The following is a 16,386-nucleotide window of genomic DNA, read 5'->3' on the forward strand; positions in this document are numbered from 1 at the left end:
AGGCAAACATAAAGAATAATTCGAGCGCCTGAAAAATTTATTTCATGAAATTTACTAATAAAACCATCGGACTATTCCGGAGACTAAGAAATATTTTCAGCTAAAGAACAACTCATGCAAATAAAAGTCACACCCATAAAAATATTTATCATTCACTTAACTTTCAATTAGATACAATAAACCATCAATAAAATCATTGTTTGCATTGCCACATGATACGCATACAAGATTATTTTTTGGACGGACAAAACACCATAAAACAATTAACAAAATCGCATCAATTATTCATCAGTTTATAAACATCGTTATGTTGTAATTACTCCCCCTAAAATAAATTTTGTTATCCAGGTATAAAAACAACAACATCAATGTCTTAATGACAGCTTTCTTGATTTCAATCAGCATCCGATGTCAATTTATTCGGCATATTTTTTTCTTATTTTAGGACTTTTTTATTATTTATTGTAGATTCTGGAGACAGGAAAGAATATGCAGACATTTATTGAACTCCTTATTGGGGTTGTCGTTATTGTGGGTGTAGCTCGCTACATCATTAAAGGGTATTCCGCCACCGGGGTGCTATTTGTTGGCGGCCTGCTACTGCTGATCATCAGCGCTATAATGGGACACAAAGTTTTACCCTCCAGCCAGACTTCCACTGGCTACAACGCCACAGATATCGTTGAATACATTAAAATATTACTGATGAGCCGTGGCGGCGATCTCGGCATGATGATCATGATGCTGTGTGGCTTTGCCGCTTACATGACCCACATTGGCGCGAACGATATGGTTGTCAAACTGGCATCAAAACCGCTGCAGTACATTAACTCCCCTTACCTGCTGATGATTGCCGCCTACTTTGTCGCCTGTCTGATGTCACTGGCAGTCTCTTCCGCAACCGGTCTTGGCGTTTTACTGATGGCAACGTTGTTCCCGGTGATGGTGAACGTTGGTATCAGTCGCGGCGCGGCAGCTGCCATTTGTGCCTCACCAGCAGCAATTATTCTCGCACCAACATCTGGTGATGTGGTGCTGGCAGCACAGGCTTCTGAAATGCCGCTGATTGACTTCGCCTTCAAAACAACACTTCCTATCTCAATTGCCGCGATTATCGGCATGGCGATTGCCCACTTTTTCTGGCAGCGTTATCTGGACAAAAAAGAGCACATCTCTCATGAAATGTTAGATGTCAGCGAAATCACAACCACCGCGCCCGCGTTTTACGCCATTCTGCCGTTTACACCGATCATTGGCGTGCTATTTTTTGACGGCAAATGGGGTCCGCAATTGCACATCATCACCATTCTGGTGATCTGTATGCTGATTGCCTCTGTTCTGGAATTTCTTCGCGGCTTTAATACGCAAAAAGTCTTTTCGGGCCTCGAGGTAGCTTACCGTGGCATGGCTGATGCCTTCGCTAACGTAGTCATGTTATTAGTTGCCGCAGGGGTTTTTGCTCAGGGCCTTAGCACCATCGGCTTTATCCAGAGCCTGATCTCAATCGCCACCTCGTTCGGTTCGGCGAGCATTATCCTGATGCTGGTGCTGGTTATCCTGACAATGCTGGCAGCAGTCACCACGGGTTCCGGCAATGCGCCTTTCTATGCCTTTGTTGAGATGATCCCGAAACTGGCACACTCTTCCGGCATTAACCCGGCGTACCTGACAATCCCGATGCTGCAGGCGTCAAACCTGGGGCGCACGCTTTCGCCAGTCTCTGGCGTGGTGGTTGCCGTTGCGGGAATGGCTAAAATATCACCTTTTGAAGTGGTTAAACGCACCTCGGTGCCGGTGCTTGTTGGGCTGGTGATTGTCATTGTGGCTACAGAGTTGATGGTGCCCGGTACTACCGCCGCGGTTGCTGGTAAGTAATTTCCCAGGCCGGAGGAACGCATCCTCCGGCACTCTCTTCATCCGCTGTGGTAAATGCGCTGCGGCCGGCCGACTTTGCCGTGAACAATCTCGGCGATGATCAGATGTCGGCTGGCGCAATATTCAAGATAACGTCTCGCGGTGGTGCGGCTTATGGTCAAAGCCTGCGCTACTGTCTCAGCCGTATGTTGCACACCTGGCTCCTTGAACAGTTTTCTCACTGCGTTTAGCGTCAACGCGTCAATGCCAGTTGGCAGCTCATCCTTTGGTTCACCGCGAGCGTAAGCGTTGAACATCTCATCAATTTGCTTCTGACTGGCGCTATCAATACTTTCCAGCATGTGTCTACGCTGGCGATAACGAGTTAATGTCTGCCCCAGACGCTCATAAGCGATTGGCTTGATTAAATAATCAAACACACCGCAGCGCACAGCCTCAGATACCGTTTCCATATCGCTGGCGGCAGTGGTAAACACCACATCGCCGGGGTAATGCGTCTGCACCAACTCATGCAACAAATTAATGCCTCTACCATCAGGGAGATAGTTATCCAGCAAGATAAGCCCCGGCTTAAAACGCTCGATCATCATTCGGGCCTGCGCCAGGTTTCCCGCCAGCAATATCTGACTGAAGCCGGGAATGTGACGAATATATTCCGCATGCATTTCTGCCAACGGTGTTTCGTCCTCAACGATCAATAGGGTTAATGGAGCTGTCATCAGGTTTCACTTTCGGAATATAGATTGAAAATAAAGTACCGCAGGGATCATTCTCTTCGAGAGTAATAACTCCACCGCAGCGCGTTACATAGCTGGCAATAAGATACAACCCAATGCCATGCTCACCGGGTTCATCAGCACGCGTACTGACGCCCTGCTCAAATATTTTGTCGCGAAGAGACTCTGGAATGCCGCAGCCCTGATCGGCCACTTCGATTACCACGTCGTCGCCTTCATCGCTCAGGTATAATTCGACGGTCTTATTCCCTTTATCACTATGCAGACTGGCTTCGAAGGCATTATCGAGTAAGTTGCCCACTATCGCCGCAAATTCAGTGCTGTCCAGCCCTTGCGGTAGTTGTGAAAGTTGGCTGCCTGGAACAATCGTCATTTTTAGCCCCAGCTCCCGGGCGCGCTGCACTTTACCAAAAAGAAGCCCCGCCACCTGGCGATCGGCAAATGCTTCACGCAGACTATCAATAAGTTGCTGCTGAGCCTGGGACTCCCCCTGAACCATCGCCAGCACACGATCATACTCTTTCATCTGCAACAGACCATTGAGCGTAGACATCCAATTGAGATGTTCATGACGTAGTGTGCGCAGGCTTTCAACATATTGTTTAATTTGCGTCAGTTGCGCATTAAGGGTAGATATTTCGTCTTTACTACGAAAACTAATAATTGCACCTAGCAAATCATCACCAGAACGAATAGCTTCACGGTTAGCAATAACGCTCAGGCCATTAAAATTCGCCACCACATCCTGACGTTTTTCATCAATTTGTTCGGTAAAAAAATCAGCCGGTCTAACAACCTCTGCAATAGGTCTGCCCAGCCACTGCCGTCCGGGGGAACTCAGCCCCAACATTTTTCTTGCGTTGCGGTTGATGGCAGTAATATGCCCATACGGGTCCACCGCAATCAGCCCTTCATAAACCGAACTAAAAAGCGCCTCTTGCTGGCGGACCACGCGCGCAATCTGCTTTGGTTCCATCCCCATCATCTGGCGGCGGATATGCGCAGCTAAGAACCACGACAGCAGCATCAGAATGCCTAACAGCACGACAAACACGCCCACCATCGGTAATAAAAACTCTGCCCGCCAGCTATCGATTTTACTTACCAGATACCCCACCGACACCACGCCAATGACTTTGCCATCGTCATCAAAGATCGGCGTTTTGGCGCGCATTGCCATACCTATCGACCCTTTGCCGGTGATGAAGTAACTCTCCCCTCTTTCCAGCGCTCCCGGTTTGGTAAACTGCATGGGGTAACCAATCTTTTCCGGATTAGGATGGTAAAGGCGGATCGAATCCCGGTCACCAATCACCACATAATCGAAGTCGGTATCTCTTTGCAATTTGTTGGCAATAGTAGCCAGTCGTTTGTAGTCACGCGTTTTCACTGCAGTGATGATACTGTCATTGGAGGCAATAATTTTCGCTTGATTCATTGCCATATCACGAACATGAAGCGTTAAATAGTCCTCAAAGCTGGCGGTAAAATATTGCGCCAGCGCAGCGATGACAAATATCGAGAACACCAAAATCAGCAAAAAAATACGCAGCGGGAACGCCAGTCGTTGGAAAAAAGCAAACTGTTTATTCTCATTAAGCTGCAACATTGTTTTCCTTGCGGGGTAAGCCCTGTTTTTTGGCGGATGTAATTAAAATGTTGAATCTCGATTTATAAATATCAAATATGATCGTGACAAATTTCATTCATTAAATCAATTAAATCAATTAAACCTATGGGTCAATTCGTAATTACATTAATTAAAAAACTTAAAACCATTAAATAAATAAAAAACCACTAACTCTATGTGAAATAAATCAAAATTTCACGATGCAATACTCCTTAGGATGTATGGCGAAAGGAGAAACAGAAATACCTCACTCACAGCCCTTTCTCTCAACTGAAAATAAAAGGTTATCAATTTGCTACATCGAACAACATTTGTTGCAACCCGATAACAACATACACCTTCAGGATACTATTTATTATGTTCGGCAATGATATTTTCACCCGGGTAAAACGTTCAGAAAATAAAAAGATGGCGGAAATTACCCACTTTCTGCATGAAAATGATTTGAGTGTTGACACCACGGTCGAGGTATTTATTACCGTAACCCGTAACGACCGCCTTATTGCCTGCGGCGGAATTGCCGGAAATATCATTAAGTGCGTCGCTATTAGTGAATCAGTTCGCGGTGAAGGACTGGCGCTGACATTAGCCACCGAACTGATAAACCTCGCCTATGAACGGCACAGCACGCATCTGTTTATTTATACCAAAACCGAATACGAGGCGCTGTTCCGTCAGTGCGGTTTCTACACGTTAACCAGCGTACCTGGCGTGATGGTGTTAATGGAAAATAGCGCCACACGTCTGAAACGCTATGCCGAATCGCTGAAGAAATTCCGTCATGAAGGGAAGAAGATTGGCTGTATCGTCATGAACGCCAATCCCTTTACTAACGGCCACCGTTATCTGATTCAACAAGCTGCGGCACAGTGCGACTGGCTGCATCTATTTTTAGTTAAAGAAGATTCTTCACGCTTTCCCTATGACGACCGGTTAGATCTGGTGTTAAAAGGCACCGCCGATATTCCGCGTCTGACCGTGCATCGCGGCTCCGAGTACATCATCTCCCGCGCCACGTTCCCCTGCTACTTCATTAAAGAACAGAGCGTCATCAACCATTGTTACACCGAAATTGACCTGAAAATTTTCCGTCAGTACCTCGCGCCCGCGCTGGGCGTTACTCACCGCTTTGTTGGTACTGAACCCATTTGTCGCGTGACCGCCCAGTACAACCAGGATATGCGCTACTGGCTGGAAACACCGACCATCTCCGCACCGCCCATCGAACTGGTTGAAATTGAGCGACTGCGTTACCAGGAACTGCCGATATCCGCTTCCCGGGTACGTCAACTGCTGGTGAAAAACGATCTCACGGCTATCGCGCCACTGGTCCCGGCACCCACTCTGCATTACTTGCAGAATCTGCTTGAACACGCCCGCCAGGACGCGGCAGTTCGTCAAAAGACCCCCGCATAAGAAACAGGTGAAAAATGAAAATAAACCAGCCCGCCGTTGCAGGCACCCTTGAGTCTGGGGATGTGATGATACGCATCGCCCCACTCGATACGCAGGATATCGACCTGCAAATCAACAGCAGCGTTGAGAAACAGTTTGGCGATGCGATTCGCACCACCATTCTGGACGTTCTCGCCCGCTATAACGTGCGCGGCGTACAGCTGAATGTCGATGACAAAGGCGCACTGGACTGCATTTTACGTGCACGACTGGAAGCCTTGCTGGCGCGCGCCAGCGGTATCCCGGCGCTGCCATGGGAGGATTGCCAATGATTTCCGCTTCGCTGCAACAACGTAAAACTCGCACCCGCCGCAGCATGCTGTTTGTGCCTGGTGCCAATGCCGCGATGGTCAGCAACTCCTTCATCTACCCAGCTGATGCTCTGATGTTCGACCTCGAAGACTCCGTGGCGCTGCGTGAAAAAGACACCGCACGTCGTATGGTCTACCACGCGCTGCAACATCCGCTGTATCGCGATATTGAAACCATCGTACGTGTTAACGCACTGGATTCTGAATGGGGCGTTAACGACCTGGAAGCCGTCGTTCGCGGTGGCGCAGACGTTGTGCGTCTGCCGAAAACCGATACCGCTCAGGACGTTCTGGATATCGAAAAAGAGATCCTGCGTATTGAAAAAGCCTGCGGTCGCGAACCCGGCAGCACGGGGCTGCTGGCAGCGATTGAATCTCCGCTGGGCATTACCCGCGCGGTGGAAATCGCTCATGCTTCCGAGCGTTTGATCGGTATCGCCCTCGGTGCAGAAGACTACGTGCGCAACTTGCGTACAGAACGCTCCCCGGAAGGAACTGAACTGCTGTTCGCTCGCTGCTCTATTTTGCAGGCCGCACGTTCTGCGGGTATTCAGGCGTTCGATACCGTCTATTCCGACGCCAACAACGAAGCCGGATTCCTGCAAGAAGCCGCCCACATCAAACAGCTGGGCTTTGACGGCAAATCGCTGATCAACCCGCGTCAGATTGATCTGCTGCACAACCTCTACGCTCCAACCCAGAAAGAAGTGGATCACGCACGCCGCGTCGTAGAAGCCGCTGAAGCCGCCGCTCGCGAAGGCCTTGGCGTCGTTTCCCTGAACGGCAAGATGGTTGACGGTCCGGTTATCGATCGCGCCCGTCTGGTGCTCTCCCGTGCAGAACTTTCCGGCATCCGCGAAGAATAAGGCAATCAAAATGACGCAGAAAATTGAACAATCTCAACGACAAGAACGGGTAGCAGCCTGGAATCGTCACGCTGAATGCGATCTTGCCGCTTTCCAGAACTCGCCGAAACAAACCTATCAGGCTGAAAAAGCGCGCGATCGCAAACTGTGCGCCAACCTGGAAGAAGCCATTCGTCGTTCTGGTTTACAGGACGGCATGACTGTTTCCTTCCATCACGCTTTCCGTGGCGGTGACCTGACCGTCAATATGGTGATGGACGTCATCGCGAAGATGGGCTTTAAAAACCTGACCCTGGCGTCCAGTTCCCTGAGTGATTGCCATGCGCCGCTGGTAGAACACATTCGCCAGGGCGTGGTTACCCGCATTTATACCTCCGGCTTACGCGGTCCACTGGCAGAAGAAATCTCCCGTGGCCTGCTGGCTGAACCGGTGCAAATCCACTCCCACGGCGGTCGCGTGCATCTGGTACAGAGCGGCGAACTGAACATCGACGTTGCTTTCCTCGGCGTCCCGTCCTGTGATGAATTCGGTAATGCCAACGGCTACACCGGAAAAGCCTGCTGCGGTTCTCTCGGTTATGCAATGGTTGATGCCGACAACGCAAAACAGGTGGTGATGCTCACCGAAGAACTGCTGCCTTATCCGCATAACCCGGCGAGCATTGAACAGGATCAGGTTGATCTGATCGTCAAAGTTGATCGTGTCGGCGATGCCGCGAAAATCGGCGCTGGCGCAACCCGTATGACCACTAACCCGCGCGAACTGCTGATTGCCCGCAGCGCTGCGGATGTGATTGTCAACTCTGGCTACTTCAAAGAAGGTTTCTCCCTGCAGACCGGCACCGGCGGCGCTTCGCTTGCGGTAACCCGTTTCCTGGAAGACAAAATGCGTAGCCGCGATATTCGCGCCGACTTCGCCCTCGGTGGCATTACCGCAACGATGGTTGATCTGCACGAAAAAGGTCTGATCCGCAAACTGCTGGATGTGCAGAGCTTTGACAGCCACGCTGCGCAATCGCTGGCCCGTAACCCCAATCACATCGAAATCAGTGCCAACCAGTACGCTAACTGGGGCTCTAAAGGCGCATCGGTTGATCGTCTCGACGTGGTGGTACTGAGCGCGCTGGAAATTGATACCCAGTTCAACGTCAACGTGCTGACCGGCTCTGATGGCGTGCTGCGTGGCGCTTCCGGCGGTCACTGCGATACCGCAATTGCCTCTGCGCTTTCCATCATTGTTGCGCCGCTGGTGCGCGGTCGTATCCCGACTCTGGTGGATAACGTGCTGACCTGCATTACCCCAGGGTCCAGCGTCGATATTCTGGTCACCGACCACGGCATCGCTGTTAACCCGGCACGTCCGGAACTGGCAGAACGTCTGCAGGAAGCAGGCATTAAAGTGGTTTCCATTGAGTGGCTGCGCGAACGTGCGCGTCTGCTGACCGGTGAACCACAGCCGATTGAATTCACCGACCGCGTCGTTGCCGTCGTGCGCTACCGTGATGGCTCGGTGATTGACGTTGTGCATCAGGTGAAGGAATAAGCCATGCACCTGCTTCCTGAACTCGCCAGCCACCATGCGGTGTCAATTCCCGAGCTGCTCGTCAGCCGGGATGAAAGGCAAGCACGGCAACACGCCTGGCTCAAGCGCCATCCTGTTCCACTGGTCTCCTTTACCGTGGTTGCGCCGGGTCCGATTAAAGACAGCGAGGTCACACGCCGAATTTTTAATCATGGCGTGACAGCCTTGCGTGCCTTAGCCGCAAAACAGGGCTGGCAAATTCAGGAGCAGGCTGCACTGGTTTCCGCCAGCGGGCCGGAGGGCATGTTGAGCATTGCCGCTCCAGCTCGCGACCTCAAGCTTGCCACCATTGAGCTTGAACATAGCCATCCTCTCGGGCGTTTATGGGATATCGATGTCCTGACGCCAGAAGGCGAAATTCTCTCCCGCCGCGATTATTCGCTGCCGCCTCGCCGCTGCCTATTGTGCGAGCAAAGCGCAGCCGTCTGCGCGCGTGGAAAAACCCACCAACTGACCGATTTACTCAACCGCATGGAGGCGCTGCTGAACGATGTCGATGCCTGCAACGTCAACTAAAACCACAAAGCTTGCGACGTCATTAATCGATGAATATGCCCTGCTGGGCTGGCGCGCCATGCTGACTGAAGTCAATCTGTCACCGAAACCAGGCCTCGTGGATCGCATTAACTGCGGTGCGCACAAAGATATGGCGCTGGAAGATTTCCACCGTAGCGCACTGGCGATCCAGGCCTGGTTACCCCGTTTTATCGAATTTGGTGCCTGTAGTGCAGAAATGGCCCCCGAAGCAGTACTCCACGGATTACGCCCAATTGGTATGGCCTGTGAAGGCGATATGTTCCGCGCCACTGAGGGCGTAAACACCCATAAAGGCAGCATTTTTTCTTTAGGGCTACTGTTCGCGGCGATTGGCCGTTTGCTTCAGCTCAACCAGCCGGTAACGCCCACAACCGTTTGTTCTACGGCGGCAAGTTTCTGCCGTGGTCTGACCGATCGCGAACTGCGTACCAATAATCAACAACTGACCGCAGGTCAACGGTTGTACCAGCAGCTTGGCCTTACCGGCGCGCGCGGTGAAGCCGAAGCAGGTTATCCACTGGTGATCAACCACGCCCTGCCGCACTACCTCACTCTGCTGGATCAGGGGTTAGATCCTGAACTGGCATTGCTCGATACCTTGCTCCTACTGATGGCTACCAACGGCGATACCAACGTTGCATCGCGCGGTGGAGAGGGGGGCCTGCGCTGGCTACAGCGCGAGGCGCAAACATTATTGCAAAAAGGGGGCATCCGAACCCCCGCCGATCTCGATTATCTCCGGCAGTTCGACAGGGAGTGTATCGAACGAAATCTCAGTCCAGGCGGCAGTGCCGACCTGCTGATCCTTACCTGGTTTTTAGCACAGATTTAATAATTTAAGCACTTGATAAATTTGGAAATATTAATTTTCGGAGAACCCGTATGTCTTTAGCAAAAGATAATATATGGAAACTATTGGCCCCACTGGTGGTGATGGGTGTCATGTTTCTTATCCCTGTCCCCGACGGTATGCCGCCGCAGGCATGGCATTACTTCGCTGTGTTTGTGGCAATGATTGTCGGCATGATCCTCGAGCCAATCCCGGCAACAGCGATCAGTTTTATTGCGGTTACTATTTGCGTTATTGGCAGTAATTACCTGCTCTTTGATGCCAAAGAATTAGCTGACCCAGCGTTTAATGCGCAAAAACAGGCGCTGAAATGGGGGCTGGCTGGTTTTTCCAGTACCACAGTCTGGCTGGTATTTGGCGCATTTATCTTTGCATTAGGATATGAAGTTTCCGGGTTAGGTCGTCGCATTGCCCTTTTCCTGGTGAAATTCATGGGCAAACGCACGCTAACGTTGGGTTATGCGATTGTCATTATCGACATTCTGCTGGCACCGTTTACACCGTCCAACACCGCGCGTACCGGGGGTACAGTTTTTCCGGTCATTAAAAACCTGCCGCCGCTATTTAAATCATTCCCGAACGATCCGTCCGCGCGTCGTATTGGCGGCTATTTGATGTGGATGATGGTCATTAGTACCAGTCTTAGCTCCTCTATGTTTGTCACTGGTGCAGCACCAAACGTGCTGGGTCTGGAGTTCGTCAGCAAAATTGCCGGTATCCAGATTAGCTGGTTACAGTGGTTCCTCTGCTTCCTGCCGGTTGGGGTTATCTTGCTTATCATTGCGCCGTGGCTTTCCTACGTGCTGTACAAACCGGAAATCACACACAGTGAAGAAGTGGCAACCTGGGCGGGTGATGAACTAAAAACCATGGGGGCGCTGACACGCAGAGAGTGGACGCTGATTGGCCTTGTATTACTCAGCTTAGGTTTATGGGTATTTGGCAGCGAAGTGATTAACGCCACTGCGGTTGGTCTGCTGGCAGTTTCGCTGATGCTGGCGCTGCACGTTGTGCCGTGGAAAGACATTACCCGCTATAACAGCGCATGGAACACGCTGGTTAACCTGGCAACGCTGGTCGTCATGGCTAATGGCCTGACTCGTTCCGGATTTATCGACTGGTTCGCCAGCACCATGAGTACGCATCTGGAAGGTTTTTCGCCGAACGCGACGGTTATCGTCCTCGTGCTGGTGTTCTATTTTGCGCACTACCTGTTTGCCAGCCTGTCAGCGCACACCGCAACCATGCTGCCGGTTATTCTGGCCGTCGGTAAAGGTATTCCGGGCGTACCAATGGAACAACTGTGTATCCTGCTGGTGCTGTCTATCGGTATCATGGGCTGTCTGACCCCATATGCTACTGGCCCTGGTGTGATTATTTACGGCTGCGGCTATGTGAAATCAAAAGATTACTGGCGTCTTGGGGCTATCTTCGGGGTGATTTATATTGCCATGCTGCTTCTGGTAGGCTGGCCGATTCTCGCCATGTGGAACTAATACGTTCGCCAAACGCTGAATAAATCACCGCGCCCGCCAGGTTAGCCAACCTGGCGGGCTTTTTTATGATTTAATAGATAGTATTCAGTGCATGTATGAGTTCCACACCCACTATGAAAACATTCTGGCGTAACGCCGCTTTACTGGCGGCTTCTCTGCTCCCCTTATCTTCTGTCAACGCCGCTGCATTACAGGCAAAACAGTATGGCGATTTTGATCGTTACGTTTTAGCTCTTTCCTGGCAAACCGGGTTTTGCCAGAGTCAGCACGATCGAAATCGTAACGAACGCGATGAGTGTCGACTGCAAACCGAAACGAGCAACAAAGCTGATTTTCTGACCGTTCATGGCCTGTGGCCGGGATTGCCTAAATCGGTTGCTGCGCGTGGCGTTGATGAACGCCGATGGATGCGCTTCGGCTGCGCCACTCGCCCAGTCCCAAACCTGCCGGAAGCTCGCGCCAGCCGGATGTGTTCTTCACCGGAAACAGGGTTATCGCTGGAAACAGCAGCTAAATTGAGTGAAGTTATGCCAGGCGCAGGTGGTCGTTCCTGTCTGGAACGTTATGAATACGCGAAACACGGCGCCTGCTTTGGTTTTGATCCGGACGCTTACTTCGGTACGATGGTACGTCTGAATCAAGAGATCAAAGAAAGCACAGCCGGAAAATTCCTTGCGGATAACTACGGTAAAACCGTGAGCCGCAGTGACTTTGACGCCGCCTTTGCCAAAAGCTGGGGGAAAGAGAACGTCAAAGCAGTCAAGTTAACCTGCCAGGGTAATCCGGCATATTTGACTGAAATCCAGATTTCAATCAAAGCTGACGCCATCAATGCGCCGCTTTCTGCAAACTCATTCTTGCCACAACCACACCCAGGCAACTGTGGCAAAAACTTTGTGATTGATAAAGCAGGTTATTGAGATCCAGCGCAGCGGAAGTTAATCCATCACGAAAATTTATCCCTTACGCTGTTTTTCGATTAAGATTTATACAAATCGCTCAGCATTAAGGAATTACCTGAATGTGATGTAAATCACTTCAAAGAGTGAGCAACAGTCAGTATCATCATATGAGCTAAACCCTCGCCGCCTGACGGTGAGGGTTTTCTTTTGGGTATGTTTATCTGCGACACTCGCAGTACCGACGACATGGAGTAAAAATGTCCAGACCAACAATCATCATTAACGACCTGGATGCCGAACGCATCGATATTCTGCTGGAGCAACCTGCCTATGCCGGTTTGCCAATCGCCGACGCGTTAAACGCAGAGTTGGATCGCGCCCAAATGTGTTCGCCAGAAGAGATGCCACACGATGTGGTGACGATGAACAGCCGGGTTAAATTCCGCAATCTTAGCGATGGCGAAGTCCGTGTGCGTACACTGGTGTATCCGGCAAAGATGACCGACAGCAATACTCAACTTTCCGTTATGGCTCCGGTTGGTGCCGCACTGCTGGGGTTGCGCGTTGGCGATACCATCCACTGGGAACTTCCGGGCGGCGTTGCTACCCACCTTGAAGTGCTGGAACTCGAATACCAGCCTGAAGCCGCTGGCGAGTACCTGCTTTAATCCCATCTGCACAAGCGTTATTCGCTTTGCCCGGAGGATGCTTCTGCATCCTCTTTCCGCTCAAATATCAACCAGATTTATCATTTTGCTCTTCACCGCTGCGTTCTAATCTGAACAAGTTATCCACCAGCGGATCCCCCCTATGAGCGAAGCTCTCGGTATTACTGCGTTTTATATATTCATTGCAGCAATTATTGTTGTGGCAGTGCTATATCTTGAGCAACGCTGGTAGTAGCTGACTTAATCCATTTTCCAGATCAATTGCTATCCCAGATCAAATCAACTTCGCAAATCATAGAATCATAATCAATAATATGCTGTTATATGTTCATGCAATAGCAAGGAGGGAATGCTTATGTACAAAACAATCATTATGCCAGTAGACGTATTTGAAATGGAATTGAGCGACAAAGCCGTTCGTCACGCTGAATTTCTCGCCCAGGATGATGGCGTAATTCATTTACTCCATGTATTACCGGGCGCCGCAAGCCTTAGTCTGCACCGTTTTGCTGCTGATGTGCGTCGTTTCGAAGAACATTTGCAACATGAAGCCGAAGAACGCCTACAGACAATGGTCGGCCATTTCAATATTGATCCATCCCGTATCAAACCACATGTCCGTTTTGGTAACGTGCGAGATGAAGTGAACGAGTTAGCTAAAGAACTGGATGCGGATGTTGTGGTTATCGGTTCGCGAAATCCATCGATTTCAACCCATCTGTTAGGTTCCAACGCTTCCAACGTGATCCGTCACGCCAATCTGCCGGTATTAGTCGTTCGTTAACAAATTAACGCATTTATGACGCCCTGCCCTGAGCAATCCCGGCAGGGCGTTTTTTATAAAAAAAGCCGCCAGGTTTGACCCCGGCGGCTAAGCAATTGCAGGTGAATCTTACTTCTTCTTATGCAGTTTTGGTGCGAATCAGGTAGTCAAAAGCGCTCAGAGAGGCTTTAGCACCTTCGCCCGTAGCGATGATGATCTGCTTGTACGGAACCGTCGTACAGTCACCAGCAGCGAACACGCCTTTGACGTTGGTTTCGCATTTCGCATCAATGATTATCTCACCCATACGATTACGTTCTACTGCGCCTTCCAGCCAGTTGGTGTTCGGCAGCAGACCAATCTGAACGAAAATACCAGCCAGTTCGATGTTGTGAACATCGCCGCTGACACGATCACGATATTCCAGACCAACGACTTTGCTGCCATCGCCTTTCACTTCCGTGGTTTGCGCATTCAGAATGATGTCGACGTTTTTCAGGCTGCGCAGTTTGTCCTGCAGAACCTGGTCGGCTTTCATTTCAGGGGCAAATTCCAGCAGCGTTACGTGTTCAACAATCCCTGCCAGGTCGATTGCCGCTTCCACACCGGAGTTGCCGCCGCCGATGACCGCCACACGTTTGCCTTTAAACAGTGGACCGTCGCAGTGCGGGCAATAGGTTACGCCTTTGGTGCGATACTGATCTTCGCCCGGAACGTTCATGTTGCGCCATTTTGCACCGGTCGCCACGATAATGCTGCGAGCTTTCAGTACCGCGCCGGAAGCCGTTTCAATCTGATGCAAGCCGCCTTCAACCGCTGCCGGAATCAGTTTGCTCGCGCTCTGGCTATCAATCACATCAACATCGTATTCATCAACGTGAACCTTCAGCGCGCCTGCCAGTTTCTGGCCTTCGGTCTTCGGTACAGAAATGTAGTTTTCGATATCAACGGTATCGAGGATCTGACCACCAAAACGTTCGCCCATCAGACCGGTACGAATACCTTTACGTGCGGAGTAAATTGCTGCCGCCGCACCCGCCGGGCCGGAACCGACGATTAATACATCATAAGCATCACGCTTGTTCAGCTCTTCTGCCGCACGTTTTTCCGCGCCAGTATCAATTTTGGCGACGATTTCAGTCAACGTCATGCGGCCCTGACCAAACTCTTTCCCGTTTACGAACACTGCCGGAACACCCATCACGTTACGATCGGTGATTTCGTTCTGGAACGTACCGCCATCAATCGCCGTGTGCTTAATACGCGGGTTCAGTACGCTCATCAGATTCAGCGCCTGCACCACGTCCGGGCAGTTGTGGCAAGAGAGCGAATAATAAGTTTCGAATTCAAAATCACCGTCAATATGGCGAATCTGCTCCAGCAGAGACTGTGCTTCTTTCGACGGATGACCACCGGTCCACAGCAACGCCAGTACCAGCGAGGTGAACTCATGACCCAGCGGGGAGCCTGCAAAACGCGGCCCCTGGTTGGAACCTGGGTTGGTGATCAAAAAAGACGGCTTACGCACCGGCAAGCTGTTATCTTCTTTAAAGGTGACTTTGTCTGACAGTTCTGCGATTTCAGCCAACAGTTCCTTGATTTCTGCCGATTTAGCGCTGTCATCCAGCGTGGCAATCAACTCAACAGGCTTGGTCAATTTCTCAAGGTAAGCCTTGAGTTGAGTTTTCATATTTGTGTCGAGCATGTTTATCTCCTGGGCTTTAAACATCATCATGCAAGCGGCCTTCATCGGCTACCTGGATGCAGCTTGCATCATGATGCGGGGAAGAAAATCGGGTGCCGCAGCACCCGAAGAATTAGGTGAATTTCCGAAGTATTTCGCGCCGGAGTTGGTAGCGCGAAAGACGAAGGAAATTTAGATTTTACCAACCAGGTCCAGAGACGGAGCCAGAGTTGCTTCACCTTCTTTCCATTTAGCCGGGCAAACTTCACCTGGGTGAGAAGCTACATACTGAGCAGCTTTGATTTTACGCAGCAGGTCAGACGCGTCACGGCCAATGCCTTCAGCGGTAACTTCGATTGCCTGGATGATACCCTGCGGGTCAACAACGAAGGTCGCGCGGTCAGCCAGACCTTCGTCTTCACGCATGTTGTCGAAGTTACGGGTCAGGGCGCCAGTCGGGTCGCCGATCATCGCGTATTTGATTTTCGCGATGGTTTCAGAGCTGCTGTGCCATGCTTTGTGGGTGAAGTGAGTATCGGTAGATACTGCGTATACGTCTACGCCCAGTTTCTGCAGTTCTTCGTAATGGTCTGCAACGTCGCCCAGTTCGGTCGGGCATACGAAAGTAAAGTCAGCCGGGTAGAAGAAGAAGACGCTCCAGCGGCCTTCGGTATCTTTCTCGGTGATTTCGATGAATTCGCCGTTTTTGAATGCCTGGTTTTTAAAAGGTTTAATTTTGGTGTTAATCAAGGACATCTATACTTCCTCCGTGTTTTCGATGAGATGTAAGGTAACCAATTTTTGCCGATTCGGCTAATGCGTTTCCATTATCAAATCGATAAGTTTTACCTTACAACCTTCGTAAGACAACTTTGTGAACTTTGCACCGCCAGCGGCGATAAAAAGTAAAATGGGCCCCCTTTCCAGGTGACCGTGTAATCTGAACTACCCTTTGGTATCTTCAGCGCCTGTTCAGCAGGCTGCGCTGTTGCCCTTACAAATGCAACAACGACATGGATTACAACACCCT

The 16,386-nt window shown here is 50.6% G+C and carries 16 protein-coding genes; 12 read left to right on the forward strand and 4 right to left on the reverse strand.

Translation table 11 applies throughout. The features are described from left to right. Window positions 1-489: 489 nt before the first annotated feature. On the forward strand, window positions 490-1,875 hold the full coding sequence (gene dcuC, locus D9741_RS19465) for an anaerobic C4-dicarboxylate transporter DcuC (RefSeq protein ID WP_130219427.1): 1,386 nt from the start codon (window positions 490-492) through the stop codon (window positions 1,873-1,875). A 38-nt stretch (window positions 1,876-1,913) separates the two neighbouring features. Here dcuC and dpiA read toward each other — a convergent pair whose 3' ends face one another. Together dpiA and dpiB are read right to left on the reverse strand one after the other, a co-directional pair. Continuing rightward, complete coding sequence (dpiA, locus tag D9741_RS19470; protein ID WP_130206469.1) at window positions 1,914-2,594, reverse strand: two-component response regulator DpiA; 681 nt, start codon at window positions 2,592-2,594, stop codon at window positions 1,914-1,916. Then, complete coding sequence (gene dpiB / locus D9741_RS19475) at window positions 2,563-4,221, reverse strand: sensor histidine kinase DpiB (protein WP_130219425.1); 1,659 nt, start codon at window positions 4,219-4,221, stop codon at window positions 2,563-2,565. The genes dpiA and dpiB overlap by 32 nt, the downstream gene beginning before the upstream one ends. Window positions 4,222-4,599: 378 nt before the next feature. Here dpiB and citC point away from each other — a divergent pair, with 378 nt between their 5' ends. The 10 genes from citC to uspG all read left to right on the forward strand — a co-directional run bounded on the left by citC (window position 4,600) and on the right by uspG (window position 13,693). Continuing rightward, entirely contained in the window at window positions 4,600-5,658 is a 1,059-nt protein-coding gene (gene citC, locus D9741_RS19480) for a [citrate (pro-3S)-lyase] ligase (protein WP_130206465.1), read from the forward strand. A 14-nt stretch (window positions 5,659-5,672) separates the two neighbouring features. Further along, on the forward strand, window positions 5,673-5,969 hold the full coding sequence (citD, locus tag D9741_RS19485) for a citrate lyase acyl carrier protein (protein WP_000700703.1): 297 nt from the start codon (window positions 5,673-5,675) through the stop codon (window positions 5,967-5,969). Continuing rightward, complete coding sequence (gene citE, locus D9741_RS19490; protein WP_000622357.1) at window positions 5,966-6,874, forward strand: citrate (pro-3S)-lyase subunit beta; 909 nt, start codon at window positions 5,966-5,968, stop codon at window positions 6,872-6,874. Before citD ends, citE begins: the two co-directional genes overlap by 4 nt. Window positions 6,875-6,884: 10 nt before the next feature. Then, window positions 6,885-8,417, forward strand: coding sequence for a citrate lyase subunit alpha (citF, locus tag D9741_RS19495; RefSeq protein ID WP_130219423.1), 1,533 nt, complete (start codon window positions 6,885-6,887; stop codon window positions 8,415-8,417). Between the two features lie 3 nt (window positions 8,418-8,420). Continuing rightward, window positions 8,421-8,972, forward strand: coding sequence for a citrate lyase holo-[acyl-carrier protein] synthase (citX, locus tag D9741_RS19500; protein WP_000550408.1), 552 nt, complete (start codon window positions 8,421-8,423; stop codon window positions 8,970-8,972). Then, the gene (gene citG, locus D9741_RS19505) at window positions 8,947-9,825 is read left to right on the forward strand and encodes a triphosphoribosyl-dephospho-CoA synthase CitG (protein WP_130219421.1); all 879 of its coding nucleotides are present in this window, start codon (window positions 8,947-8,949) and stop codon (window positions 9,823-9,825) included. The genes citX and citG overlap by 26 nt, the downstream gene beginning before the upstream one ends. Window positions 9,826-9,875: 50 nt before the next feature. Beyond that, entirely contained in the window at window positions 9,876-11,339 is a 1,464-nt protein-coding gene (gene citT, locus D9741_RS19510) for a citrate/succinate antiporter CitT (protein ID WP_130206459.1), read from the forward strand. A gap of 113 nt (window positions 11,340-11,452) precedes the next feature. Further along, window positions 11,453-12,259, forward strand: a complete 807-nt coding sequence (gene rna, locus D9741_RS19515) for a ribonuclease I (protein ID WP_130219419.1) — start codon at window positions 11,453-11,455, stop codon at window positions 12,257-12,259. Window positions 12,260-12,498: 239 nt separating this feature from the next. Next, window positions 12,499-12,909 carry a nucleoside diphosphate kinase regulator gene (rnk, locus tag D9741_RS19520; protein WP_130219417.1) on the forward strand — a complete coding sequence of 137 codons (411 nt, stop codon included), beginning with the start codon at window positions 12,499-12,501 and terminating at the stop codon, window positions 12,907-12,909. Window positions 12,910-13,264: 355 nt separating this feature from the next. Next, window positions 13,265-13,693 (forward strand): universal stress protein UspG, encoded by a 429-nt coding sequence (uspG, locus tag D9741_RS19525; protein ID WP_130206453.1) that lies wholly within the window; start codon window positions 13,265-13,267, stop codon window positions 13,691-13,693. Window positions 13,694-13,811: 118 nt separating this feature from the next. Here uspG and ahpF read toward each other — a convergent pair whose 3' ends face one another. Further along, the gene (gene ahpF / locus D9741_RS19530) at window positions 13,812-15,377 is read right to left on the reverse strand and encodes an alkyl hydroperoxide reductase subunit F (RefSeq protein WP_130219415.1); all 1,566 of its coding nucleotides are present in this window, start codon (window positions 15,375-15,377) and stop codon (window positions 13,812-13,814) included. On the opposite strand from ahpF, the gene D9741_RS23395 reads away from it, so the two are divergent. Continuing rightward, window positions 15,376-15,552, forward strand: a complete 177-nt coding sequence (locus tag D9741_RS23395) for a hypothetical protein (protein ID WP_165383272.1) — start codon at window positions 15,376-15,378, stop codon at window positions 15,550-15,552. The two genes, ahpF and D9741_RS23395, sit on opposite strands and share 2 nt — an antisense overlap. On the opposite strand, the gene ahpC is transcribed toward D9741_RS23395, so the two are convergent. Further along, window positions 15,549-16,112, reverse strand: a complete 564-nt coding sequence (gene ahpC, locus D9741_RS19535) for an alkyl hydroperoxide reductase subunit C (RefSeq protein ID WP_000052796.1) — start codon at window positions 16,110-16,112, stop codon at window positions 15,549-15,551. The genes D9741_RS23395 and ahpC overlap by 4 nt on opposite strands. Window positions 16,113-16,386: the final 274 nt, after the last annotated feature.

The organism is Escherichia sp. E14V7 (genome assembly GCF_004212225.1).
Taxonomy (GTDB): Bacteria; Pseudomonadota; Gammaproteobacteria; order Enterobacterales; family Enterobacteriaceae; genus Escherichia.